Consider the following 23,604-nt stretch of genomic DNA (forward strand, 5'->3'; position numbering starts at 1 on the left):
GGGCCGGGAAGATAACCTATCCCGAACTTCCGTACTACCTCGCACTACCGTTTTCCAGCTGGCCGTGGCGGTCTTATTAACTCGCCGGGCGCAACATTATCAGGCGAAAACCTAGGCTAGGTCGTCATCATCATCGTCTTCGAAGTCGTCGTCGGCCAGGTCGTCATCGTCCAGGTCGTCTACGTCATCGATATCATCATCGTCATCAAGGTCCAGATCATCGTCGTCATCAAGGTCCAGGTCGTCGTCGTCATCGACGTCATCATCGTCGTCGTCCGGGCCACCTTGTGCGGCGCGCGGCGCGGTTAGGGTGAAATCGTCATCATCCTCGAAGGCCGTTTGACCGCCGAATACCGGGCTGTTGTTGGTTTTGATAGCCATAAGTGAAACTGAAGAAAGTGTGGATAGGAAAGAAACCGCCGCTTGTTGCTGCCGGCGGCAGAAAGGTACTAGTTACAACGACACTTTGCCGGATTCGCCGCCCGAAACACCGGTTCCGCTGGAAGCGGTGCTGCCCCCTACATCGCCTTCATCGGCGTTGCCGGGCTTATCGTAGTGGGTGCTCGTGCTGACGTTTTTGCCTTTGATTTCGTGGCCGCCCTCGGTGCCGCCGCTGCCGGAGTTGTCGTCGGCGTTGAGGCCGCGCAACGCATCCGAATGGTTGTCGGGGAACTGACGGCCTTCCGGCTGACGCTGATCCGGCTGTGCGGTGCCCTCTTGCTCAATAGCCTGGGCGTCGGTGGGTATTTCCTTGTTTTCTGCCATAGTCCTAGCGTCTGTCTGACGGAGTAAGAGGTGAGAAGTAGCACACGATATACGCGGCCTTGGCAAGGTGGTTTTGTGCTTATGCGAATGTTGCGCGGCTTTTGCGCAACTTAGGGGAGTTATCTCAATCTTTTTACGCTCCGCTGAATTTTTCCTTCCTATGCCCTCCTCTTCGGCTGCCCAACCATCCGATTTCTTCTATCAGAAAACCGAAGCCGAGCTGCGCTACCTGGTGCAGCACCCCGATTTTTACCACCCCGATGTGGTAGCCGCCGCCCGGCGCGAGCTGCACCGGCGCGGCGTCAATACGCCCACCGAAGCCGCGCCGCCTGCCCCATCAGCTGAGCCTGAATTTGCCGAGCTGCCGGCCGAGCGCCGCTGGGCGGCCCCGGCCGCTGGCCTAGGTTTGCTGCTGCTGGCGCTGCTGGGCTGGCGCTCCTACGAAGGTGCGCGACCCGCAGCGCCGAAAGCTACGAAGCCGCTCCCGGCCACGCTGCAAGCCGTAGCGCTGCGCCCGCTCCGCTCCTTCGACTCGCTGACGACCGTGCAGGTGCGGCAGCAAAAAGTACTGCTGTCCGCCGCCGACCGAATTGATACGACTGCCACGCGTAAGTATCTGCTACTGGCCCGCCGCTACTGGACGGCCGAAAATCAGGCAGAATATATCTATACTCTAGCTGCTCAAAATCAGACCGATGACCGATTTGCCGGCTTGCTGAGGCTGAACGCCGAGCAGTGGCACAGCTTCACGGGTGTGCTCGGCTATAACCACAAGCTGCGGCCCGCCATGCAGCAAAAGCTAGCTTTGATGAACCGGGCCGCCGACTTGCGCATGGCTGTCATCAATCAGCTGGCCTTTCGCAGCACGCAGGGCCTGCCGCTGCTGATAGCGCCCATGCAAACCAGCCGCGACTCCGCCTTTTATCTGCGCCAAATGGTGCTAGGTATACCCGCCAACCAGCGTATCGTTCCGGGCAGCGTGCCGCTGGAGCAGCCAGCCGCTGAAGATCAAGCTGCCGCTCAGCTGGTCACAACGTTACCCGCGCCGCAGGCCGGTCAGAACCCGGTGTACGTGCTCGACGGCGAAGTGCTGCACAGCAACCCCGGCACCGGCGAGCCGCCCACGGTGGTGCAGCAGCTACCGCCCGAGTCGCTCGGCCGGATTGTGGTGCTGAAGCCCGCGCTGGCCGTGCGCGAGTTTGGTCCGCAGGCCCACGACGGGGCCGTGGTTATTTACACCAAAGCCACACTGCGCTCGATGCAGGACGAACCGGCGGATTAGCTGTTCTAAGGCCATGGAGCCCGAACAACACACCACCTCATCGGAGCCGCTGGCCCGCAAAACCAACGCCGAGCTGCTCTACCTCACGCAGAACGCCCGCCGCTACCCGGCACCGCTGGTGCAGGCCGCCGTGCGCGAGCTGCAACGCCGCGAACTGATTCCGGCGGAGCTGCCCGCCGCTCCCGCACCGGCACCGACACCGGAAAACCTAGGTCGCGGCGGGCTCCACGATGCGCGCGACCTGCTCCGCACCCTGTTCTGGCCCACCGGCTCCCACCTGGTCACCTCCCTCCTGCTCGACCTCAACCTGCTGATCTACTTGCTTATGGGGCTCAAGGGTGTGAATCTGCTGGTGCCGCGCTCCGCTGATCTGGTGGCGTGGGGGTCTAATTTTTCGCCGCTTACGCTACACGGGCAGCCCTGGCGGCTGCTTACCTGCTGTTTTCTGCATGGCGGCCCGGCGCATTTGCTGCTCAACGCGGGCACGCTGGTGGTGCTAGGTTTGCTGGCCGAGCCGCTGCTAGGTCGGGGGCGGTTTCTGTTGGGCTATCTGCTTAGCGGCGTGGGCGGTAGCTTGGCTAGCTTGTGGTGGCACATGCCAGGCGGGGTTAATTCGGTGGGCGCCTCGGGGGCTATTTTCGGGCTTTATGGCTTGTTGCTCGCCCTCAGTCTGGCCAAAAATAGCGGCGTAAGCCATCAGCAGCGCCGCCCGCTATTTGGCCTCTTGCTCTACCTGATGCTCACCAGCCTGCTCGCCGGCCTCGAAGGCGCCGGCAATACGGACAATGCCGCGCACCTAGGTGGCCTGCTCACGGGTTTCGTGGTGGGGTGGCTACTCCCCCGGAAAGCTGCCGCTTGATATAGCTAGTTCAGCACGCTTATTCCCCTTTTTACATACCAATTCCTGCTGTTTATATACAAATAAAATTCAAACCCATCTTCTGTTAATACAGTACGTCTATATTTACGGGCGCGGTGCTGCACTCATCCGCTACGCCTTTCTCCTACCCTTTCGCATCTCCTTCTATGAAAAACCAATTACGCGCTTTTTTCTGTGCGGCAGGCCTGCTGTGGGCCGGTGCTGCCACCGCCCAAAACACGGTGCCTAACGCCAGCTTTGATAACTGGGAAAACCGTCCCTTAAGCAATGAGCGGCCTCAAGGCTGGCTTACTTCGGATGACATTCTGTATCAACTACTAGGTGATTTTCTCACTCCTAGAGCTACACGTCTTATCGAAAAAGTTTCTGAAACACACAGTGGTCCGTCCGCGGCACTCCTTACACCCAAGAACATTACGGTTGTAGGATTTGGAAGCAGGCCTGTTCCTGCCATTTTATTGCTGGGTGACCGTTTTCGCGTTAGTATAGAAGATCTAGCGAACCCAGCATCTCTTGCTGATATTACCCGGTCGCGGGGCGTGCCTTTCACCGGCCGTCCTACGCAGCTGAACTTCTGGTATGTATTCGCCGGTGCTCCCACGGATCAGGCTAATGTTGCCGTAATCCTGACCAAAGGCAACTTGAAAAATGGAGGATTTACCGTTGGCGGCGGCACCACCACAATGCCATTAACCTCCTCGACCACGGAATACACCCGGTTCACCCTGCCGATTACGTACACCTCGGAGGTGGCCCCCGACTCTATTCGCATGGGCTTCAGCATCGGCGGCAACCAGGTGTTTTCCAGCGGCGCGGCCATGGCCATCGACGATATTTCGTTTTCTACCATCACGGCCACGGCTAACCCTACCGTAGCTGGCTCGTTATCGGTTTACCCCAACCCTAGCACCAACGGGCTGTTCTCGCTGGCTTCGCTGCAAAACCCCGGCGTAGCCACGGCCCCGCTGAGCGTGACCGATGCCTTAGGCAAAGTGGTAGTGCGGCAAGCTGCCGCCCCGGCCAGCGCAGCCAATGGCCGTCAACTCGATTTGCGCGGGCGTCCGGCCGGCGTGTACCTGCTCCGCCTCGACACGCCCGAGGGCGTAGTGGTGCGCAAGCTGCAAGTGCAGTAAGCTAGGTCGAAGTCGTTAAACGGCTGACATTCCGAGCGGGGCGAGGAATCTGGGTTATCTACCTAGGTTCGTCAACTCAGATTCCTCGCCCCGCTCGGAATGTCAGCCGTTTTTGCTGAATACAGACCTAGGTCAACCGTAACCTAGGCCATTGCGTTAGCAATTCGTAAACACGTATCGAATTGCTATGAAAATACAAGTTGAAAAAGGCCAGGATAAACCATTTCTGCCCGACGGCCGCCACACGGTCGAAATCACGGACATTGAGGAAGGCACGAGCGAGCACCAGAATGTGCCGTTCTTCGCCGTCCGGTTCGAGAACGAGGATGGCTTTGTGAGCCAGCGCTTCTACAACTCGCCGGCCGGGCTGCCGATTATCTTAGGTCTGTACGAAGCCGTCGGCATCGAACCCGAAGCCGGCAAAGACCTCGATACCAAGCAGCTGCTGGGCAAGCAGCTCTCCATCGAAGTCGGCGACCGGAGCTACACCGACCCCGCGTCCGGCAACGAGCGCACCTTGCGCCAGGCATCTGGTTTTCAGGGCGTATAGCCTAGGTTTGGAGTAAGCAAAGAGGCCCGCAGACTACGTCTGCGGGCCTCTTTGCTTTTAGTCGATTATCAGCGCGCCATCATCGAACGTCATTCCTCCCGCTGGTCGGAATGACGTTCGATGATGTTACAGTCGCAAACCCTGACGATTCGAGTTAGCATTGCACGCGAGATTTCTCCCGCTGGTCGAAATGACCGTTCTTATAAAATGCCAGATTCCTCGCGCTGCTCGGAATGACAGTGTGACTTTCGCGGGAAGAACCTAGGTAGCCGGTACAGCGGCCGCTTTACCCTTCACTACTACTTCGCCGAAGCCAGCATTCACCACCACACTCGGCAGCGTGAGGCCGGTGTCGGTGATGTGCTCATCAGCTTCAACGGCGACGCCGTCAGCTGCCACATCGGTGAGGTCGAAAGGCAAGCCGTGCAGCACGACCCGGTAGGTGGTAAAGCTAGGTTGGTAGTCGCCTTCAATTTCCTGCTTGAGCGAGAGGCTGGTAGCGGTGCCCGCCACCGTGAAGCGGCGCGTGGTGCTCTGCCCCTCCTGGTAGCCGTAGCCTTCGCCGCCGTCGTCGTAGAGGACGCTGGCTTCTTTACCGTCTTTATAATATACGTGCAAGGTCAGCTCTTCCACCACTTTCTCGCCCACGTACTGCATCAGCGGGTAGAACGGAATAACGGCGCCGGCCCGCACGAATAGCGGAATCCGGTCGAGGTTGGCGCTGGCCCACACCTCTGCCCCACCCGATTTCTCCTCGTTAGTCCAGTAGTAATACCACTGCCCCTTCGGCAGATACATCCAGCGACCATCTACGCCGGGCGTGGTAATGGGGCACACCAGCAAGTGGTCGCCGAGGGCAAACTCGGCCATCCGCAGGTAGGTATCCGTGTCGTTCTGGTCGAGGAAAGCGAGGGGGCGCAACATGGGCGTGCCCTTCGTTGCATACTGCCAGAACGTGGTGTACATGTACGGCAACAGCCGGTAGCGCAGCGAAATGAAGTGCCGCGCCAACACCATGTATTGCTCCCCAAACGACCAGGGCTCCTGGTCGCCGTGGTCGCCGGAGCTGTGCGTGCGAAAGAACGGGTGGAAAGCCGCCAGCGCCACCCAGCGCACGTACAGCTCGCCATCCGGCGTTTCCACAAAGCCGCCCACGTCGGAGCCCACAAACGAGAACCCCGAAATGCTCAGGCGCTGGCACTGAATGTTGGCTAGCCACAGGTGTTCCCAGGAAGCAATATTGTCGCCGGTCCAGGCCGAGGAGTAGCGCTGCCCACCCGAGTAGGTGCTGCGCGTGATGGTGAAAGGCCGGTTCGGATACGAGAAGCGCTTCACGCCCGCTGCCGTGGCCCGCGCCATCTGCATCCCATAGATATTGTGTGCCTTCCGGTGCGAACCGGAATGACCATCGTAGTGGAAGCGCACGTCGTCGGGGAAGGTGCCTTTCTCGAACACAGCGGGTTCGTTCATGTCGTTCCACACCCCGCGCACGCCATCTTCCTGAATCAGACCTTTAAACAGCCCCGACCACCACTCGCGCACGTCGGCCTTGGTGAAGTCGGGAAAGTTGCACAGGCCGGGCCACACCGAGCCGCGCATCAGCGGCCCATCGGCGCGGCGGCAGAAGAAATCCTGCGCCAGCGCTTCAGTGTACACCGGGTATTCGGGGTCAATCTTGATACCGGGGTCGATGATCACTACCAGCTTGAAGCCATCCGAAGCTAGCTCCTTGATCATGCGCTTGGGCTCTGGGAAGTGCGTGGGGCTCCAGGTAAAGCACCGGTAGCCATCCATATAGTCGATGTCCAGGTACAGGGCATCGCACGGAATCTGCCGCTCGCGGAAGCCGGCCGCAATTTCCTTCAGGTTGCTTTCCGGGTAGTAGCTCCACTTGCACTGGTGGTAACCTAGGGCCCACAGCGGCGGCAGTTCGGGTGGGCACGTCAGGCGCGTGTATTCCTCGGTCACTTCCGTGAGCGTGGGGCCGTAGATGAAATAATAGTTCATCTCCCCACCTTCGGCCCAGAAGCTGGTCGTGTCGGCGCGCTCGGCGGCAAAGTCGAAGAAGGCCTTAAAGGTGTTGTCGAAGAAAATGCCGTGGGCAATCTTCTGGTGCAGCTCCAGGTAAAACGGAATGTTCTTGTAGAGCGGGTCGGAGCCTTTCACGTAGCCATACGTATCGGAGCCCCAGTTCACGAAACGCTTGCCGCGCAGGTTCATGTTTTCGGGCTTGTCGCCGAGGCCGTAGTAGCAGACGCCGCTCTGCACCTGCTTGCTCATCTTCACGATGTCGTTGCCGGTGTCGTCGTTGTGCTGCCAGTGGAAGCCTTTATCATCTTCGCTGAGCACCGTGCCCGAGCGGTCGAGGATGCGCACGTGCAAATCAGCCTTCGCAACGGTGCAGATCAGGCGGTCGGTGGTGATGCGATAGTGGTCCGGCTTCTCACGAAACTCCAGAAACTGCGGCGCCTGCCTAGGTTGGTCGTCCGGAATGGCGTAGCTGAAATCGGGGGCGAAACCCACCTCAGTTGCGTAGCGGAAACGCAGAATCTTATCGGTAATTACTTGCAGTTGTAGTTGTACACTATTTTCGCAGGTAAAGAGAAAGTCATGACCTTGCTGCTCGCTTCGCACGACCTGTCCAGGAAAAGATTCCTGTTTGGCGCGCTCGGCCAGATCATTGATCATGTAATTATTTTCCTGAATCATAAGCAGCTGGTACTTTTGTCTGAGAGGGGGAGAAAGAGTGAGAATAAATTCTAGCTCAACCGGATACGTACAGTTAAGTTCACAAGGTTAAAAATGATTGCCGCGATTTTTGCCTTACCTTAAACCTGCCTTACCCAAAAGCTGGGCCAATGGCTTCCTGATAAGCATTCAACCTATCCTATATTTTTTGCCAGTTCCGCTTTCATGAATTCTCAAAACTTTACGCTGCTATTGCTAGGCTGGGATGACACCCCGCAGTCCGGGACGCCACAACCTGCCGCCCTCGAGCTGGCGCGGGCCTTATCGCCCCAGACGACGCTGTCGGTTATCCTGCCGCACCTGCCTACTTCATCGGCCGAGAAAGTGCCGCATGCTCATATCACGGGCCTCGGAGACCTTTCGCTGACGGATCTGGAAACGGCGGCTGGCTCCTCCGTCAACCGGCCTGCGGGTGCCTGGGAAGCGCCTGCTGCTCCTTACGCAGGTGCCAGCCCAGAAGCTACTGCCGAGGCGCAGGCCGCAGCCCAGGGCGATAAACCGGCCGACGGCGGCTTGCTGAACCGCGATGCTTTTGCCGCTGAAGCAGCAGAACCTAGCTCCGACGAAGCAGAGGATTTAGAAGAATTCGCCCCGGCTGCGTCGCCGGATGGGCAAGACTCAGCCGAGCCTTTCACGCCGCTGATGCTTTCGCACGACCGCGCAACGCTGACCGAAGCTCTGGGCACCCTGCGCACCAGCCCCGCCGACAGCGCCAACCTTAACTTCCGCGTCATTCAGTATGCGCGCTTTGCGACGCGGCTGGCGCTGGCGGAGCAGTTTGCCGTTATCTATGCCATGGATTGGCCCGTGTGGCTGGCTGCTCTCGAAATTCGCCAAGCCACGGGCCGGCCACTTGTGTTGCACGTACATTCCCTGGCCGCCGACCGCAACACGCCCGCCGACCGCGGCTGGGGCCTGGAACTGGAGCGTCTGGCGCTGCGCCGCGCCGACCTCGTGCTGGCCGATTCGGAAGTCGTGGCAAAGCGCCTCGTTGAGGAATATGATCTTTCGGCCGAGCAGGTGCGCGTTGTATCCGCCTTTGATGAGGAAGCCCTGCTGGATGCGGTACGCCCGCTAAGCCTAGCTTCCTAACTTTATCTTTCTCCTTACTTGATGAGTGATACTACTACTACTGAGCAGTCCTTTGATGCTGAACTGGAGCTACATGGCACCGATGGCGGCGTTTTCGTTACCATCCCGTTCAACGTGCCCGAGGTGTTCGGTACTGAAGGCCAGCTGCACGTGCGCGGCACTATCGACGGGTTCCCATTTCGCCTGACGCTGGCCACAACCCCTGAGGGCGAGCACATCATGGTGGTTCGCAAAGAGATTCGCAACGCCATTGACAAGACATGGGGCGCCACGGTGCATGTGGTGCTGGCACCCGATACCGAAGAACGCGCTGTCGAAATACCCGATGATCTGGCGCGTGCCCTGGAAAGCAACGGCCTGCGCCCCGCCTTCGAGAAGCTAGCCTACACGCATCGCAAAGAATACGCGCGGTGGATTGAGCGAACGAAAAAGCCGGAAACCCGCCAGAAGCGCCTCCGCGAAGCTATTGAGCTGATAAAAGCCGGCAAAAAGCTGAGCTAGCTTTTGAGTTTTAGCCGCCCGATCTCTCACAGCCACTCAGGTCTTCTGAGTGGCTGTTTCTTGTTAGGCGTGGTGTGCAGGTCAGGCCAGCGGCTGCCTACAACCTAGGTTTGTAACTCTAGTAGCGACTCCGTGCCTTCTCTGCCACCCCGGGGCTCTTGCTAGTTGCTGCCGAAAGAAATAACACCTTTGGCACTGATCATAAAGCAGTTATCCAATAGCATCATCTAAGTACAAAAGCTACTTCGAAGAACCTAGCTTACATATACCAGAATCAGGAGTTGGATTTTCACTCAATAGCTCAAGCTTTGCGACCCGCTGCTGCCGCCGCCAGGTACCCGCCGCAGCCGGAAGAAAAGGAGAAAAATACATTATTATTTTTCATATATTCTTTAATTTATACAAAACGTTTCTGAATTTGCGGCGGTTATTGCAACTCTTTCTTCCACCGCAAATCAGTTGCTGGTTGCAGGAATAGGCCGTTTCAAATTTATTAACACAAAAGTTTGTACTTACACTGAGCGAGTTGCAAGCTGGTACGAGCTTTGATATTAAGAGTTTACGCTTAGCAGAAAAGTACACTTTAGACCACCAACTGACTAAGCAGTCTTCCGGCACACAAGAAAAGCCGGAAGCGTACGTTCTTCTCGCTCCCTCCCCCTTCCCACGTTTCGAATCAGGCTCCCGGCATGTATTCCGGTTTTTCGCATTGCCGCTTAGGTGGTGCTGCTTAGCCATTTACATAACCTAGGTCATATTCTGCAACTGGTGTCGGCGCACACTCGATCATGTGCCAGTCTTTTAGGCTTTCTCGTAAATCGCTCGTTCCACCCCCTTTTTCACTTACCTACCGTGTCTTTTGATTTGGAAGCAGGAGCTGCCTTCGCACCGGCTCTGTTTGATCTCTCTTCGGAATGCCAAGGGCAAGCGCCTATCGATTCTTCTGCCGTAGTTAGCGTGGCCCCACCCGTCAGCGCTAAGCCCAGAACTACGTATGCCAACGTGGTTCTGCCCGGCGACTTCCCCGATCCTACGATTACAAAAATTGGTGATACTTACTGGGCCAGTGCCACTTCGGCCGAATGGGGTCCGGTTTTTCCCCTGTTCAAATCGACCAACCTGGTTGATTGGGAACTGGTGAGCCACGTATTCATGGACAAGCCGGAGTGGGCCGAAGCTAGCTTCTGGGCGCCCGAGATTAGCCACGAAGACGGCAAAACCTACATCTGCTACACCGCCCGTAAAAAGGGCGGCCCATTGTGCGTAGCTATTGCCAGCGCCGACGATCCGGCTGGCCCGTACGTAGACCACGGCCCGCTGGTAGGTCAGCGCCGCGGCTCCATCGACGGCTTCCCGCTCCGCGACGAGAACGGCGTGTTGTACCTGGTGTGGAAAGAAGACGGCAATGCTTACGGCAAGCCGACTCCCATCTGGGCACAGCGCATGAACGAGCAGCGCACCAAGCTGATCGGCAAAAAGCATGAGCTGTTCCGCAACGATGCGCCTTGGGAGGGCAACCTGGTAGAAGGCTCAGCTTTTGTGGAGCACGGTGGTTATTTCTACATGTTCTACGCCGGCAACGGCTGCTGCGGTAGCGGCTGCACCTATGCTACCGGCGTGGCGCGCGCTCAGAGCCTGCTAGGTCCGTGGGAGAAGTGCCCGCAGAACCCTATTCTGAAGAAAAACAAAACCTGGAGCTGCCCCGGTCACGGCACGGTAGCCGAGTATGAAGGCCGCTGGTTCCTGTTGCACCACGCGTATCATGCTAGCAGCCACGAGTTTGTGGGTCGCCAAGGTATTCTCAGCGAGTTCACCTGGAACGAAGAAGGCTGGCCTGAGTTTGAAGGCAACAGCCCGCAGGCGGCTCCTCTACACAACGTAGGGATGATGAACTTGACTGATCACTTCGCTGGCAACCAGTTGGCTGGCACCTGGCACTGGCCCATCGGCAAGCGGCCGGTGGTGGGTGTGAGCGACGGCCAACTGCTGCTGAACGCCTGCCCCGAGCAACTTGGCTCGCTGGTAGCCCAGCGCACGTATGCTGCTACCTATAAAGCGACTACTTCGCTTAATGCGGCCGCGCTACCCGCTGGTACGTTTGCTGGCCTGACCGCAGTTGGTGACCCGGATAATGCCCTGGCCCTTATGGCTGGCGACGGCAAGCTGCAACTCTGGTACGTGAAGAAAGGCAAAACCCAATGCCTGACGGAGGTAAGTGTCGAGCTTTCCCGGAACCTAGGTTTGCGCGTAGAAGCCTGGGGCGGACAGCGCTACCGCTTCTCCTATAGCACAAATGGTGTTACCTGGGAAGCGATGCCGATGGACACCTTCGCCGTGAATGGCACATACCTTCCACCTTGGGACCGGGGTATCCGGGTGGGTCTGCTGGCGCAAGGGCCGGAGGATATTACGGTAGCCTTCGACAGCTTTACCATTCGTAACCAGCGCTAGTTTTCGCTACAGAGTAAATTACTGCGGGCTCGGGCGTTCCAGTCAGGAATGCACGAGCCTGTGGCTTTTATATGCCTCTAAGTACACACTCCAGGCTAGCGAAGAGCGCCTACCGAGTTATTAAACAAAAACGGCCCTGCGAACCTAGGTTTGCAGGGCCGTTTTAATAGGTAATACAAGCGTTCAGCCCCGGCGGTAGATTATTCGCATGCTAGCAATAAAGAACCAGCAAACTACCTGTTTGCTTACCGCGTGATGGTGATGCGCCGGTTTTCAACTTTGCCGTTGCTGACTAAACGTACCAAGTACACGCCAGCAGGTATATTCCTATCAGCTAGCGGGAGGTAGTATTCCTGTTTGCCAACTGCTTCTGTGTTGTAGAGTGTTGTCATCAGCTGTCCTAACTCATTGTAGAGGTAGATCTGCGTTTTACCGCCTTGCTGCGTACGGAAATGAAGCGTACCATTTTCCGTCAGTGGGTTGGGGTAAACCTCCAACAGCGTACCAGCCATTTTTTCTGAGCTGACAGTCTGCCGTAGCACCGCGGCGGCGGTGGCAGTGCTAGGAACTACCCGCCGCAGTGCCGACGCTGGGATAAGCTGTTTGCTGAGGCTAGGTCCCTGGTAGCTGACAGAGAATACCTGCTCACCGCCGTTCTGAAAGTAGGTGACCGTGAAGGCGTGCGTACCGGCTCGCAGGCCAATCGTATTCTGTTGCTCCTGTCTGCCGTGTAAGCCGTCATTGTCGACCACCAGCGTGGAACCGATGTAGAGGCGGGAGCCGTCGTCGGAGATGGTGGAGAAGGTATACTGCCCATCTGTTGGCACCGTCACGTAGCCGGTGTACTGCACGGCATAGCCGTAGTTGCGTAGCGCCACCGATACGTCGGGCGTTGCTACTGTACCGGTTTTGATCGGTGTCAAGGAATCAAAGCTAGGTAGCGCATTCCAGAAGCCTTCGTAGTATTTGTAGTCAAGGCCGGCTACGGTGCCCGTGGGGTTCTCAGGCACACGCAGGTTATTGTTGGCATTTACCATTACTGTTACCTGACTAAGCAGGCTGTTGGCACCTAGGTTGTCGGTCACGACTAAGCCAAACACATAGCTACCAACTGCTAAGCCTCTCACGGTGGGGTTAGAGACGGTTGTGCTGCTGAAGCCAGCCGTCGTAGGTCCGCTGAGCTGGCTCCAGGTGTAGCCCGTGATGGTACCGTCGGTATCGATGCCGGTGCCGCTCAGCTGCGTGCTATTGATGGGGAGCATAATACTTTGATTTAAGCCAGCATTCGCTACCGGCAATTGGTTGCTGCTTTGAGCCACTCGTCGTAGGGCCGAGGCTGGCACTACCTGTTTAGCGAGGCTAGGTCCTTGGTAGGAAACGGTCAGTTCTTGGCCACCGCCGTTCTGAAAGTAAGTGACCGTGAAGGCGTGCGTACCGGCTCGTAGGCCAATGGTCCCGTTGGCTTCGAGGGTGCCATGCGAGCCGTCATTATTCACCACCAGCGTCGAGCCAATGTAGAGCTGCGAACCGTCATCGGAGCTAGTGTAGAAGGTGTACTGGCCATCCGTTGGTACCGTCACGAAGCCGGTGTATTGGAAGGCATAGCCATAATCACGCTGCCGGGCACTCAGATCCAATGCGGTAGTCGAGCCACTCTTCAGCGGCGTAAGCGTGCTGAAGCTGGGTAGCACCTCCCAGAACCCTTCGTAGTACTTGTAGTCAAGGCCGGCTACGGTGTTGGCCGGGTTTTCGGGGGTGCGCAATGTGCCGCTTGGGTTCACGGTGACGCTCACCTGAGCCGGGCTGCTCATCAAACCTAGGTTGTCTGTTACGACGAGGCTGAAGACGTAGGTGCCAGCCACTAAGCCGCTCACGGCAGGTGTGGGCGTACTTGTGCTGCTAAAACTAGCTGGGTTAGGTCCGCTCACTTGGCTCCACAAATAAGAGACAATGGTACCATCGACATCGATGGAAGCGGTGCCGTTCAAGGTCACGGAGTTGGCTGGCAGTGTCACGCTTTGGTTGGCGCCCGCATTAGCCACCGGCGCCTGGTTGGTGGTGTTGGCCACGCGCTTGTAGGCGGCAGCCGGAATAAGTTGTTTTGCTAGGCTAGGTCCGGCGTAGCTTACCTGCAAGATCTGGTTGGCGTCATTCTCAAAGAATGCTACGGTGAAGGCGTGCGTACCCGCCTGCAAGCCAATAGTGCCTGCCGCTTCTCGCCCGCCGTGCAAGCCGTCATTATCGACCACTAGCGTCGAGCCAATGTAGAGCGTAGAGCCGTCGTCGGAAACGGTCGAGAAGGTATACTGGCCGTCGGTGGGCACGGTCACGTAGCCCGTAAACAGGAAGGCAAAACCATCCTCACGTAGCGCCACCGACAGGTCTGGCGTAGCCACCGTACCATTTTTCAGCGGGGTGAGCGTGCTGAAGTTGGGCAACGCATTCCAGAAACCTTCATAGTACTTGTAGTTGAGGCCAGCTACCGTGCCCGTGGGGTTCTCGGGCACACGCAGGTTACTGGCTGGCGTAACCGTCAGGGTGTAGTTAGCTGTGGCGGTGCAGATGCCTTTGGTGGCGGCGATGGTCACGGCGGCGTTGGTAGCTACGGCTGTTGGCCTTCCGGAGATAATGCCCGAACTAGGATCAATAGTTAGCCCGTCGGGCAGACCTGTGGCGGCGTAGGCGTAGCCCGTAAGCGTCGTGCTGATCGTCTGGTTATACGGTACTCCTACTCTTGCCGCCGGCAAAGCGCTGCCTGTGGCAGGCGTGAACACGACAGCGGGGCAAGCTAGGTTCACGGTCAGCGTGTAGCTGGCTATGGCGGTGCAAATGCCCTTGGTCGCGGTAACGACTATAGCGGCGTTGGTGGCTGCCGCCGTCGGGGTTCCGCCGATGACACCTGAGCCAGGATCAATAGCAAGCCCGGCAGGCAAACCCGTAGCCGAGTAAGTGTAACCGCCTGGCGCGGTGCTAATTGTTTGCGAGTACGCCGTGCCCGTAGTTGCGGCGGGCAGCGCCGTACCCGTGGCCGGCGTGAACACGACAGCAGGGCAATCGGGCTGCGTGATGGAGTAGCTGCGCGTGGTGGTGCAGCCGCTGGCATCGGCAACAGTGACGGTATAGCTGCCCGCCGTGAGGCCCGTAACGGTGGCGGTCGTCTGAGCTAGGTTCGTGCTGGTAGTGGTGTTGCGCCAACTGTAGGTGTACGGCGCTGTGCCGCCGGTCACCGCAACGGACGCCGTGCCGTCGCTGCCACCAGGGGTCGTGACGTTGCTCTGCGTGCCAGTAGTAGCCAGGGGGTCGGGCTGGGTGATGGTGAGCGTCGTAGTAACCGTGAAGCTATTGGCGGCGGCTACGGTCACGCTGTAGCTGCCGGGCGCGAGGCCCGTGACCGTAGCCGTGGTTTGATCCAAGGGCGTATTAGTTGTCGTGTTGCGCCAGCTGTAGGTGTAAGGGCTAGGTTCGCCCGCGGCCGTCACGGTTGCTTTGCCGTCGGCGGCGCCGTTGCAGCTCACATTCGTCTGGCTGGAAATGCTGGCCGTCAGCTCGTTTACGTTCGTCAGGGTGATGGCGAACACCTTATCAAAGCTGGCGGCAGGCGAGCCACTGTCAGTGGTGCGCACCCGAATAGAATAGCTGCTTTTCGCTTCAAAGTCGAACACCGCCGCCGTGCGCAGCCGGTCGCCGACGATGCTGAACACGGCATTGTCGGTGCTGCCGGTGCCACTCACCAGCGCGTAGGTGAAGGTCTGGGACGGCACGTCGGGATCAGTGCTGCTGAGGGTGCCTACTACCGTACCGCTCGGCTGATTCTCAGCTACGATGCTGCTGCTCAGTGTGATGTTCGTGGGCGGGTTATTCACCGAACCCGTCACCTGAATCAGATCGTAGGCAAACTCCTCGTAGCTCTCGTTGCTGTTCACTTCCAGCTTGAAGTCCACCAAGGCGTTGTTGACGGCGGCCGGCAGGGCAAAGTCGAAGTTGGCCAGGGCCGGCGTGAGAGCAGTGCCTGTGGGCAGGCTGCTGGGGTTGGTTGGGTTGACATCCTGCCGAAGCTGCCCGTTGTTGTTCACCCCGCTGACATCGCCGCGGAACGAGCCAAAAACCACCCAGCTGCCGCCTTCACCACCCACGCGGTAGTACAGCTTCACGTAGTCGGCGGCGTCCCATTGCCCGAACGATGCGCCCAACCGGATCTGAAAATGCAGATTGCTGTAGTTGGTGGCATTCACCTGCTGGGTCTGGAAGTAGCCGATGCGCCTGGAGTCCGGGTTCGTCGTGTTGTTCACCACGCTGCTGAACCAGTAGTAGCCGTTGCTGATGTTGGTGAACGTGGCGTACGTTATGGGACTGTAGGTCTGGTTGAAAGACGGATTATTGGTGCGCGTGAAGGCCGAGCCGTTGGTAGCCACGTAGTGATTGGACAGGTAGCGCGTGCCCTCGCCATCGGAGGTAAAGTCTTCTGTGTAGGGCAGCGCAACGGCAGTGTTGAGGCGGGCCGTTACGGTTACGGCCCGCGCCACCGACGCGCTGGTAGCAGGTGGAGTAGCGTTATCCGTCACAGAAAACGTGATTTGCCGGGTGAGCGGAGAGGCGTCAACGCCATCCGTGTTCTGGTACTTCACCGAACGCAGAGCCGCCTGGTAGGCCGCTACCGAGGCCGTGCCCGTCAGCGTCAGCACCCCGGTAGCCACGGTATACACGCCCGAAATGCCACTGCCAGGCGTGAAGGAAAGCACGTCTTCCGTGTTGTTGAAATTAGCGGTAATCCGCACCGACGCACTGCTCAGGTTGGGGCTGTCGGCGTCGCTTATCGTTAACGTATTGGTTACAATCGTGGCCGGGGCGCCTTCAACGTAAGTAAGCGGGGTCGTTTCAATGTTGGCCAGCACCGGCACGGCGTTGTTGCTCATCGCGCCGCTCACCCGAATATTATCGAAGGCAAATTCCTCGCTGAGGCCTTCCTCCGAGGCCACCACCCGCGTCTGCATCGTCGAGCCGCTGCCGGTCACGTTGAACGTATAATCGGTCATGGTCGTGGTCAGGTAGGGCGAGCTGGCATCGGCCGCGTCGTACGACTTACCATCCAGGTTCGTGTCCTGGCGCAGGTGCCCACCCGAGCCGGGGCTAGGATTATCACCCACGAATTGCCCGATGGTCGTCCAGGCTCCCGCGTTGTTGAAGCGCACCTGCACCTTGAGCGTATCGTTGTTTTCCCAGTTCCCCCCCGAGTTGCGGGCATCCAGGAAAGCCACCGTCACTTTCAGGCTGCCGTAGCCTGCCACCGCCACAGGGTTCAGCGTGACCACGCCCGGCAGCCGGTCAAACCGTGAGGCGGAACCCCGCACGGCTTCGCCCGCCCAGTAGTAGGAGCCGGTGAGCGCCCCGCCGCTTACCGGGTTGAGAGGCCATATAGTCGTCGGAATGGTGTTGGGCGGCGACGTAGTCGACGGGGCCGTTGCGCGTTGGAAGTACTGGTTGGGCGGGTTAACGCCTACCGTGGCAGTCCCCTGCAGCAGCGCGTTGGATACGTAGCGGGTTCCTTCGCCATCCGTCTCGAAGGACTCCTGCTGAAGAATGGTTTGGGCCCGTGCGCCCAAGGCTAGCAACAGGCCAAGAAAAATAAGTAGAAGTCGTTGCCTCATAGTGTCTAATGGTTAGATGGTGGGATGGCAGCTCAAAAGAGAGCAGCGCTACTCTCCGTAGGCGCTGCCCAAAAGCAGTTGTCAGTAGTGCAAACAACTGCGCCAGGCTAGTCGCGCGTGGGGAAAACCCCTTGCACGGCAATGACATAGTTCATTGCCATCAGGGGGGAGCGGTTTTCGTGGGGCATGCCCTGGCCGATGGAGGTAGTAACGCCCTGAATGGCATTGGGCGCCATCTGCACGTTGGGCGGACCGGCGCTATACTGCAACATGCTGCCGGGGGCCGGCACCATCCCCAGCGGGCTCACCTCCTCGGGGCCGGAAGCCACCAGCATGGTACCGCTGAAAGGATGCGCGTGGCTAGGTATCTGCGCCACCGACAGCCTCACGCCTTCGGTGCCGCCGGTTTGCCCAAGCGTGTAGGCCGAAAGCCCGGCTCCCTGCCCCGCACTTACCGGCACCCTCGATTGCAGGTTGGGCAGGTTGAAGTTGGTTCGCCCGTCGCCGCCGTAGGTGGTGCCCAGCAGGGAGAACAGAGCCTGGTTTTGGTTGATAGCCAGCGTTTGTCCGTTGCAAAAAGCCCAGCCTTTCGGGGCATAAGTGCCAGCAATCACGCGCAGCTCGCCGATATATGGTTCGTCCATGATCAAAGAAGAAAGTATAGTAGACTAAGACCTTAGCTATTGATGAGGCGGGAACAGGCCATCCGTGCAGATGATGTAGTTCAAGGCCAGCACGGGCTGAAGGTTGCTGTGTGGCTGATTGCCCCCTACTGGCTGCGCGCTGCCCTGAATAGCGTCGGCACCTAGGTATGCGCCGGCCGTGGGCACTACGGCGTAGAGTGCCTCCCTGGCAGTGCCGGGGTAAGCACCGCTCGGCTCATTTTGTGGGGTGCCGCCCGTGGTTGCGTTCAGCGTCGTGACGAAGCCGTGCTGGTGAGGCGCTAGGTGGCTGGTGTTCAGGGACACCGCTTCGGTGCCGGCCTGCTGTCCTGGGTTGTAGGCCGAAAGCCCGCTCCCCGTGCCCGTACCCACCACCACACGGCTTTGCAGGTTCGGCAGGTTGAAATTGGTTTGGCCGTCGCCGCCGTAGGTAGTGCCCAGCAGGGAGAAAAGGGTTTCGTTATCAGCAATAGAAAGCGTTTGGCCGTTGCAGAAAGCCCAGCCTACCGGCGCAAAGGAGAAACCAATAGTGCGAATCTCGCCTAGATAAGGAGTTGACATAGAAGCAAATTGAAGTCTGACAAATACCGTTATAGCTAGGGTCGTTGGGGAAAAACGCCTCCCAGGGCAATAGCATAGTTCAGCACCAGAAAAGGCATGCGGTTCTCGTGGGGCTGGTCGCCCCCGGCAGTCACTGTTGTGCCGCTGAGCAGGTTGCTGGCCATCGTGGCCGTGTTTGCCGCAGCACCGTACTGCTCCACGCCGGCGCTGGCGTAGTAGCCGCTCGCCGGGTTGAAGGTCGAGCCGGCGCTGGTGCTCACCGGCATGGTGGCGGTGACCCCATGCGTATGGGCAGGCAGCTGCGTAGCGTCCAGGGTAACAGCTTCCGCACCGGCGACTTCACCCGGCGCGTACTGGCTCAAGCCAGCGCCTTGCCCCACCCCGACAACTGCCCGCCCCCGTAAGTCGGGCAGTTGAAACGTGCTGGTGCCGTTGCCTCCGTAGGTGGTGCCCAGCAAAGAAAACAGTGCAGTATTCTGCGCGATAAGCAGCGTTTGACCCTGGCAAAAAGCCCAGCCGTGTGGTGCGAAGCTCAAGCTGAACAGCCGAATCTCCCCAATGAATGGCTCCATAAGAAGTAATAGAATAAAGAAATGAATTGCGTCAGGATGAAGCAGTGGCAAGGCATGCTTACAGTTGGCCGGAAACCCGGCAGGCTCTCAGATCAGGAGAAAGTGCAGAGCGCCTACTGTTTTCACAGTAGAAATATGCAGATCAGGCAGGTAGCCAATAGTAATAGAGCAGTCAACGCCGGTTTATGGTAAGTCAACAGCCGGATATGGTATGCAAAGTTTTTCTTAACCAAGATTGATTTGGACAAGCAGGCAGGTACACTTGCTTTATCTGTATCCGGCGCGGAGTAAGGCAACGCACCTGCTACCGAGTAGCAACGCGGCTTTCGTGGTGGCCCAAACGCGCACATGCCCGCTCATTGCTCGCGGGCGCTTGGAAAACCTAGGTCGACAGGAGAATGCAACCTTCCAAAACAACTCGGGTCACTTCCGCAAGCGCACAAGGATGATTTTTCAGCTCAGCAGCCAAAATCATCCTCTTTCTTTAATTTTCTCAAAGCCAGGCAAATAGAACAAAATAAAGCTCGGCAGTGGCTGTAAAATTGAAGGCATCAGGAAAAAAGTCCGGCTTTACGTCAGTCGCTTTAACCCGCATTTTCGTAAAACGCATTACAGCAGCGACAGGAAAATTAAGCTCAACCATTCGGATGAGAGCTTTTTACCGAGCCGCGCACAGCCACAACTACCCGAACCGGGTCGTAAAATGGGTGCTGCGCAGCTCATATAAGTCAGATTTTGCTACGCGCTGCTTTTGTCACTTTTTCCACCTAGCTCTCCTTTACCACTACTGCTATGAACAACGAAAATGCAGCCCCCACCTCGGAAGAATCAAGCGGCGCTCAGCGCGTAAGCATGGCGCACAGCGGCCAGAATGAGTTTCCGATCAAGAAGCACCCCGGCCAGCAGCCGTTGCAGGAAACCGGCAGCGACGACACGAAACGCGCCATGAATGACGCCGGTGAAACCAAAGAAGACAGCAATCAGGAAGGCGGCACCGCCAAACACTAATTGCCCGAATATCAAAGAAGAAAGGCGCTCCGGAAGATTTCCGGAGCGCCTTTCTTCTTTGATGCTCAACCTAGGTCTACTGCTTTTTGAGCAGCGCACCTGTAGCCAGACCTAGGCCAACCACGGCCATCGTGGCTAATAAGGGATGTTTTTGCGCCTTCACGTAGAGGCTGCCCGAGCGGAACCAGCCTTCGTGGGAGCCGCGTTCGTGGAGGCCGTAGCCCGCTTTGTAGAGGGCGCTGGTTTCGGGGTTGCGCGAAGGACGTTTGGGGTCAATTTGTGTGGGCGGAATCAGCACCTCCATGATCTTATCCATGAGCCGGGGAGCTAGGTGCCCCACCGCTGCAAGCGCTTTGGCCTGGAAGCCCACATACATATCGCGCTTGGGGTGCGCGGCCCCAAACAGAATGGATTCGGCGACGGTTTCGGGTGGGTATACCATGCCGCGGTGCGCCACCTGGTGCTCGTAGTAGCTCTGCGCGTGCTCGTTGTAAGGTGTATCGATGCGGCCGGGGTGAATCAGCGTAACCGAGACTGGTGCCTTTTCCATTTCTAGCTCCATGCGTAGCGCATTGGTCCAGCCGTGCAGCGCGTGCTTGGCGGTGGAGTACGTCGACTGTACCGGCGTGGCCCGGTCGCCAAAGAAGCTGCCGATGTTGATGAGGGCACCCGGCTCGTTGCGCTGCTTGAAGTGTTGCACGGCAATGCGCGAGCCGTACACCACACCCCAGTACACGGTGTCGAACATGCGCCGCATATCCGGAATCGACACCTCTTCGCAGGTACCGAAAATTGATACTCCGGCGTTATTAACCCAGGTATCAAACGTGCCGAACTCCGCAATAGCAGCAGCGGCAATACGCGCGACGTCTTCTTCTATGCCTACGTCGGCGGTGACGGCCAGGGCCTGCCCACCTTGATTTCGGATTTCCTGGGCTAGCTGTTCGAGCGCCTCGGTGTTGCGGGCCGCCACAACTACTTTGGCGCCTTGCTTGGCCGCCATCCGAGCAGTCACCAGACCGATGCCGCTGGAAGCTCCGGTAATAACGATTGTTTGTTGATCAAGTGGCTTGAGTTTCAGTGTCATGGCGTGGTATGGAAGTAAACTATTGTATTTACCCTGCTTGCAGGCACCTAGGTAGCTGCTGAGCTTCGCTGCCGGCCTAGGTAGTGCGTCTTTTTACGAGACCAGCCATTAGGAATAAATACGGATTTACTTTCCTAAAAACACGTAAAAACTAGCCTTATAAGCTCATCACTAATGGTTTACAGTTCCGAATAGCCCGTCATTTCGACCGGCGGAAAAAATGACGTTCGCTTTTCTGTTGCGTTTACACCTTCGCCAGCACCAGCGCCGTGCGGCTGGTCACGTAGAGACTGAGCTTTTCAACGCCATCCTCTCCAAACGTTTCGTAGGTGATGGCATCGTCTATTCGATCAAAGCCACCGAAGCGACCATTATCGGTGGTCAGAATAATGCGGTAACGGGCGCGCTTGGGCGTGGGCACGAAGAAGCGGTAGTCGGGCACGCTACGGCTGACGTGGAAGTTGAACACGAAAACCAAGCCGCCCCGCTCGAAGATAAGCACCTGGTTTTCTGGATCATTGTTGAGCAATTTAGCCTGTCCGGCCGCGAGCAGGCGACGCTCTTTGGCGGTGGCAATCATAGCGCCATCGAAGTTTTGCAGCTGCTGATAGCGCAGATCGGGGTTGTCGGCCAGCGACCATTGCCGACGTGCGTGTTGGTAGCTCCAGTTGTTGCCCAGGCGCGGAAAATCGACCCACTCGGGGTGGCCGAACTCGTTGCCGATAAAGTTCAGGTAGGCTTCGCCGCCCAAGGAAAGCGTAAGCAGCCGGATCATCTTGTGCAGGGCCACGCCGCGCGCCACCACCGGGTCGGGGTCATCCTGGCGCATGTGGCTGTAGAGCGCCGTATCCATTAACCAGTGCGACAAGGTCTTATCTCCTACCAGCGCCTGGTCGTGGCTTTCGGCATAGGCCACGGTTTTCTCGCCCTGGCGGCGGTTGGTGAGCGTATACCACAGATCACCTAGGTTCCAGTCTTCGTCGGGCTTGTGCTTGAGCAGCTTAATCCAGTAATCTGGGATGCCCATGCCCAGGCGATAGTCGAAGCCGATGCCGCCTTCCTGAATGGGCCGGCACAGGCCGGGCATCCCGCTCATGTCTTCGGCAATGAGTAAGGCGCTGGCTTTCATCTCCTTTACCAGCGTGGCCGCTAGCTGTAAGTACAGAATGGCATCATCGTCGGCTTCAGGCCCGAAATACTGATCGTAGCCGCTGAAAGCTACCCCTTCGCCGTGGTGCTGATAAAGCATGCTAGTCACCCCATCGAAGCGGAAGCCGTCGAAGTGAAACTCTTCGAGCCAGTAGCGCAAATTCGACAGCAGAAACTGCTGCACCTCGGGCTTGCCGTAGTTGAACAGCTTGGAATCCCAGCCGGCGTGATTGCCGCGAGGACCTTCGTGAAAGTACTGTCCGCCGGAGCCATCGAAGTCAGCCAAGCCCTCAGCTTCGTTTTTCACGGCGTGCGAATGTACCACATCGAGTAGCACGGCAATGCCGCAGTTGTGGGCTTCGTTGATGAGGTGCTTCAGCTCCTCGGGCGTACCAAAGCGCGAGGAAACGGCGAAGAAATTGGCGACATGGTAGCCAAAGGAGCCATAGTACGGGTGCTCCATAATGGCCATGATTTGCAGACAGTTGTAGCCCAGCGCCTGCACCCGTGGCAATACCTTCTCCGCAAACTCCAGGTAGCTGCCTACCCTATGTTCTTCCGTCGCCATGCCGATGTGGCACTCGTAAATGAACGGCTCGCGCACGCAGTTCGGGATGCGAAACTTCTGGTCGGTCCAGGTGAACGGCAGGCTAGGTCGCCACACTTGGCCGGCAAAGTCGTTGGTTTCGGGGTCTTGCACGGCTCGGCGCAAGGTGGCCGGCAGCCGGTCTTTGGCGCCGTTTTGGGTCACGACGTGCACTTTGTAGCGGCTGTAGTGCCGCAGTGCTTCGCTGTATTGAGCATCCGGCAAAAACACTTCCCACACACCGTTTGATCCTTTCTGTAAGGGCGTTGCGTGCCGGTCCCAGTTGTTGAAGTCGCCTACCAAGTAGAGGGCTTCGGCGGCGGGCGCCCATTCGCGATACCAATGACCACGGCGACGCGAATCGTAGTTAAGACCTAGCCATTGGTGAGCCGAGGCAAACTTGGATAGCGAGCCGTATTCCTGCCGGATGGCGGCCAGACGTTCTTCTAACCTAGCCTGGCGGGCCAGCAACACAGGCTCGTAGGGCGCAAGCCACGTATCCTGCTGCACAAGCGGCAACACGGGAGCAACAACGGGGGCGGGAGTGGTTTCAGGTGTCATGGCGCGGAAAGGTTTGCTTTAAAGCTACGATAACAAATAAGTTGCGGCTGAAGCAGAAGCAGAACTTCGATAGGGCAAGCTGTCATTCCGAGCTAAGCGAGGAATCTGGATTAAATGCCAGAAGTAAACATCGCCCAAAAAGCATTAACGTCATGCTGAGCCTGTCGAAGCATCTCTACCGCCAAAGTATATGATTTACCAGTACGGTAGAGATGCTTCGACAGGCTCAGCATGACCGTTCTTTAATTGTTTTAGGTTCATTACTCAGATTCCTCGCCTAGCTCGGAATGACAGGCTAGGCTCTTACGCTATTCTTGCCTTTCTTGAAAGCCCTGTTGCCGCGCAAGGTAGCAGCCCTCACCCTAACCTGC

The 23,604-nt window shown here is 58.0% G+C and carries 17 protein-coding genes; 8 read left to right on the plus strand and 9 right to left on the minus strand.

Annotation, left to right across the window (positions count from 1 at the left end; genetic code table 11):
- Window positions 1–111: 111 nt before the first annotated feature.
- Window positions 112–381 carry a hypothetical protein gene (locus IEX74_RS00320; RefSeq protein ID WP_188809856.1) on the minus strand — a complete coding sequence of 90 codons (270 nt, stop codon included), beginning with the start codon at window positions 379–381 and terminating at the stop codon, window positions 112–114.
- A gap of 72 nt (window positions 382–453) precedes the next feature.
- Window positions 454–765 (minus strand): hypothetical protein, encoded by a 312-nt coding sequence (locus IEX74_RS00325; protein WP_188809858.1) that lies wholly within the window; start codon window positions 763–765, stop codon window positions 454–456.
- A 160-nt stretch (window positions 766–925) separates the two neighbouring features.
- On the opposite strand from IEX74_RS00325, the gene IEX74_RS00330 reads away from it, so the two are divergent.
- The 4 genes from IEX74_RS00330 to IEX74_RS00345 all read left to right on the plus strand — a co-directional run bounded on the left by IEX74_RS00330 (window position 926) and on the right by IEX74_RS00345 (window position 4,610).
- Complete coding sequence (locus tag IEX74_RS00330; protein WP_188809860.1) at window positions 926–2,047, plus strand: hypothetical protein; 1,122 nt, start codon at window positions 926–928, stop codon at window positions 2,045–2,047.
- Between the two features lie 13 nt (window positions 2,048–2,060).
- Window positions 2,061–2,906: a rhomboid family intramembrane serine protease gene (locus IEX74_RS00335; protein WP_188809862.1), complete on the plus strand. Its 846-nt coding sequence runs from the start codon at window positions 2,061–2,063 to the stop codon at window positions 2,904–2,906.
- 167 nt (window positions 2,907–3,073) lie between these two features.
- The gene (locus IEX74_RS00340; RefSeq protein WP_188809864.1) at window positions 3,074–4,060 is read left to right on the plus strand and encodes a T9SS type A sorting domain-containing protein; all 987 of its coding nucleotides are present in this window, start codon (window positions 3,074–3,076) and stop codon (window positions 4,058–4,060) included.
- Window positions 4,061–4,247: 187 nt separating this feature from the next.
- Window positions 4,248–4,610: a hypothetical protein gene (locus IEX74_RS00345; protein ID WP_188809866.1), complete on the plus strand. Its 363-nt coding sequence runs from the start codon at window positions 4,248–4,250 to the stop codon at window positions 4,608–4,610.
- Window positions 4,611–4,871: 261 nt separating this feature from the next.
- Here the strand turns inward: IEX74_RS00345 and IEX74_RS00350 are convergent, their stop codons facing one another.
- Window positions 4,872–7,319, minus strand: coding sequence for a glycoside hydrolase family 31 protein (locus IEX74_RS00350; protein ID WP_188809868.1), 2,448 nt, complete (start codon window positions 7,317–7,319; stop codon window positions 4,872–4,874).
- A 204-nt stretch (window positions 7,320–7,523) separates the two neighbouring features.
- Here IEX74_RS00350 and IEX74_RS00355 point away from each other — a divergent pair, with 204 nt between their 5' ends.
- The 3 genes from IEX74_RS00355 (at window position 7,524) to IEX74_RS00365 (ending at window position 11,402) form a co-directional block, all read left to right on the plus strand.
- Window positions 7,524–8,450, plus strand: a complete 927-nt coding sequence (locus IEX74_RS00355) for a glycosyltransferase family 4 protein (RefSeq protein ID WP_188809870.1) — start codon at window positions 7,524–7,526, stop codon at window positions 8,448–8,450.
- Window positions 8,451–8,471: 21 nt separating this feature from the next.
- On the plus strand, window positions 8,472–8,951 hold the full coding sequence (locus IEX74_RS00360) for a YdeI/OmpD-associated family protein (protein ID WP_188809872.1): 480 nt from the start codon (window positions 8,472–8,474) through the stop codon (window positions 8,949–8,951).
- 852 nt (window positions 8,952–9,803) lie between these two features.
- Window positions 9,804–11,402: a family 43 glycosylhydrolase gene (locus tag IEX74_RS00365; RefSeq protein WP_229755055.1), complete on the plus strand. Its 1,599-nt coding sequence runs from the start codon at window positions 9,804–9,806 to the stop codon at window positions 11,400–11,402.
- Between the two features lie 245 nt (window positions 11,403–11,647).
- On the opposite strand, the gene IEX74_RS00370 is transcribed toward IEX74_RS00365, so the two are convergent.
- The 4 genes from IEX74_RS00370 to IEX74_RS00385 all read right to left on the minus strand — a co-directional run bounded on the left by IEX74_RS00370 (window position 11,648) and on the right by IEX74_RS00385 (window position 18,842).
- On the minus strand, window positions 11,648–17,047 hold the full coding sequence (locus IEX74_RS00370) for a PA14 domain-containing protein (RefSeq protein ID WP_188809874.1): 5,400 nt from the start codon (window positions 17,045–17,047) through the stop codon (window positions 11,648–11,650).
- A gap of 107 nt (window positions 17,048–17,154) precedes the next feature.
- Entirely contained in the window at window positions 17,155–17,691 is a 537-nt protein-coding gene (locus tag IEX74_RS00375; protein WP_188809876.1) for a phage tail protein, read from the minus strand.
- A gap of 36 nt (window positions 17,692–17,727) precedes the next feature.
- Window positions 17,728–18,270 (minus strand): phage tail protein, encoded by a 543-nt coding sequence (locus tag IEX74_RS00380; RefSeq protein ID WP_188809878.1) that lies wholly within the window; start codon window positions 18,268–18,270, stop codon window positions 17,728–17,730.
- A 35-nt stretch (window positions 18,271–18,305) separates the two neighbouring features.
- Window positions 18,306–18,842, minus strand: coding sequence for a phage tail protein (locus IEX74_RS00385; RefSeq protein ID WP_188809880.1), 537 nt, complete (start codon window positions 18,840–18,842; stop codon window positions 18,306–18,308).
- Between the two features lie 792 nt (window positions 18,843–19,634).
- Here IEX74_RS00385 and IEX74_RS00390 point away from each other — a divergent pair.
- On the plus strand, window positions 19,635–19,850 hold the full coding sequence (locus IEX74_RS00390; protein ID WP_188809882.1) for a hypothetical protein: 216 nt from the start codon (window positions 19,635–19,637) through the stop codon (window positions 19,848–19,850).
- A gap of 76 nt (window positions 19,851–19,926) precedes the next feature.
- Here IEX74_RS00390 and IEX74_RS00395 read toward each other — a convergent pair whose 3' ends face one another.
- Together IEX74_RS00395 and IEX74_RS00400 are read right to left on the minus strand one after the other, a co-directional pair.
- Window positions 19,927–20,937: an SDR family oxidoreductase gene (locus tag IEX74_RS00395; RefSeq protein ID WP_188809884.1), complete on the minus strand. Its 1,011-nt coding sequence runs from the start codon at window positions 20,935–20,937 to the stop codon at window positions 19,927–19,929.
- 244 nt (window positions 20,938–21,181) lie between these two features.
- Window positions 21,182–23,233 carry an alpha-amylase family glycosyl hydrolase gene (locus IEX74_RS00400; protein ID WP_188809886.1) on the minus strand — a complete coding sequence of 684 codons (2,052 nt, stop codon included), beginning with the start codon at window positions 23,231–23,233 and terminating at the stop codon, window positions 21,182–21,184.
- Window positions 23,234–23,604: the final 371 nt, after the last annotated feature.

This window comes from Hymenobacter cavernae (genome assembly GCF_014641455.1).
In the GTDB taxonomy this organism is placed as follows: Bacteria; Bacteroidota; Bacteroidia; order Cytophagales; family Hymenobacteraceae; genus Hymenobacter; species Hymenobacter cavernae.

What these genes read in the sequence shown, in the direction of transcription:
- IEX74_RS00320 (WP_188809856.1), bottom strand. Translation starts at nt 381, where the DNA reads ATGGCTATCAAAACCAACAACAGCCCGGTATTCGGCGGTCAAACGGCC.
- IEX74_RS00325 (WP_188809858.1), bottom strand. Translation starts at nt 765, where the DNA reads ATGGCAGAAAACAAGGAAATACCCACCGACGCCCAGGCTATTGAGCAA.
- IEX74_RS00330 (WP_188809860.1), top strand. Translation starts at nt 926, where the DNA reads ATGCCCTCCTCTTCGGCTGCCCAACCATCCGATTTCTTCTATCAGAAA.
- IEX74_RS00335 (WP_188809862.1), top strand. Translation starts at nt 2,061, where the DNA reads ATGGAGCCCGAACAACACACCACCTCATCGGAGCCGCTGGCCCGCAAA.
- IEX74_RS00340 (WP_188809864.1), top strand. Translation starts at nt 3,074, where the DNA reads ATGAAAAACCAATTACGCGCTTTTTTCTGTGCGGCAGGCCTGCTGTGG.
- IEX74_RS00345 (WP_188809866.1), top strand. Translation starts at nt 4,248, where the DNA reads ATGAAAATACAAGTTGAAAAAGGCCAGGATAAACCATTTCTGCCCGAC.
- IEX74_RS00350 (WP_188809868.1), bottom strand. Translation starts at nt 7,319, where the DNA reads ATGATTCAGGAAAATAATTACATGATCAATGATCTGGCCGAGCGCGCC.
- IEX74_RS00355 (WP_188809870.1), top strand. Translation starts at nt 7,524, where the DNA reads ATGAATTCTCAAAACTTTACGCTGCTATTGCTAGGCTGGGATGACACC.
- IEX74_RS00360 (WP_188809872.1), top strand. Translation starts at nt 8,472, where the DNA reads ATGAGTGATACTACTACTACTGAGCAGTCCTTTGATGCTGAACTGGAG.
- IEX74_RS00370 (WP_188809874.1), bottom strand. Translation starts at nt 17,047, where the DNA reads ATGAGGCAACGACTTCTACTTATTTTTCTTGGCCTGTTGCTAGCCTTG.
- IEX74_RS00375 (WP_188809876.1), bottom strand. Translation starts at nt 17,691, where the DNA reads ATGGACGAACCATATATCGGCGAGCTGCGCGTGATTGCTGGCACTTAT.
- IEX74_RS00380 (WP_188809878.1), bottom strand. Translation starts at nt 18,270, where the DNA reads ATGTCAACTCCTTATCTAGGCGAGATTCGCACTATTGGTTTCTCCTTT.
- IEX74_RS00385 (WP_188809880.1), bottom strand. Translation starts at nt 18,842, where the DNA reads ATGGAGCCATTCATTGGGGAGATTCGGCTGTTCAGCTTGAGCTTCGCA.
- IEX74_RS00390 (WP_188809882.1), top strand. Translation starts at nt 19,635, where the DNA reads ATGAACAACGAAAATGCAGCCCCCACCTCGGAAGAATCAAGCGGCGCT.
- IEX74_RS00395 (WP_188809884.1), bottom strand. Translation starts at nt 20,937, where the DNA reads ATGACACTGAAACTCAAGCCACTTGATCAACAAACAATCGTTATTACC.
- IEX74_RS00400 (WP_188809886.1), bottom strand. Translation starts at nt 23,233, where the DNA reads ATGACACCTGAAACCACTCCCGCCCCCGTTGTTGCTCCCGTGTTGCCG.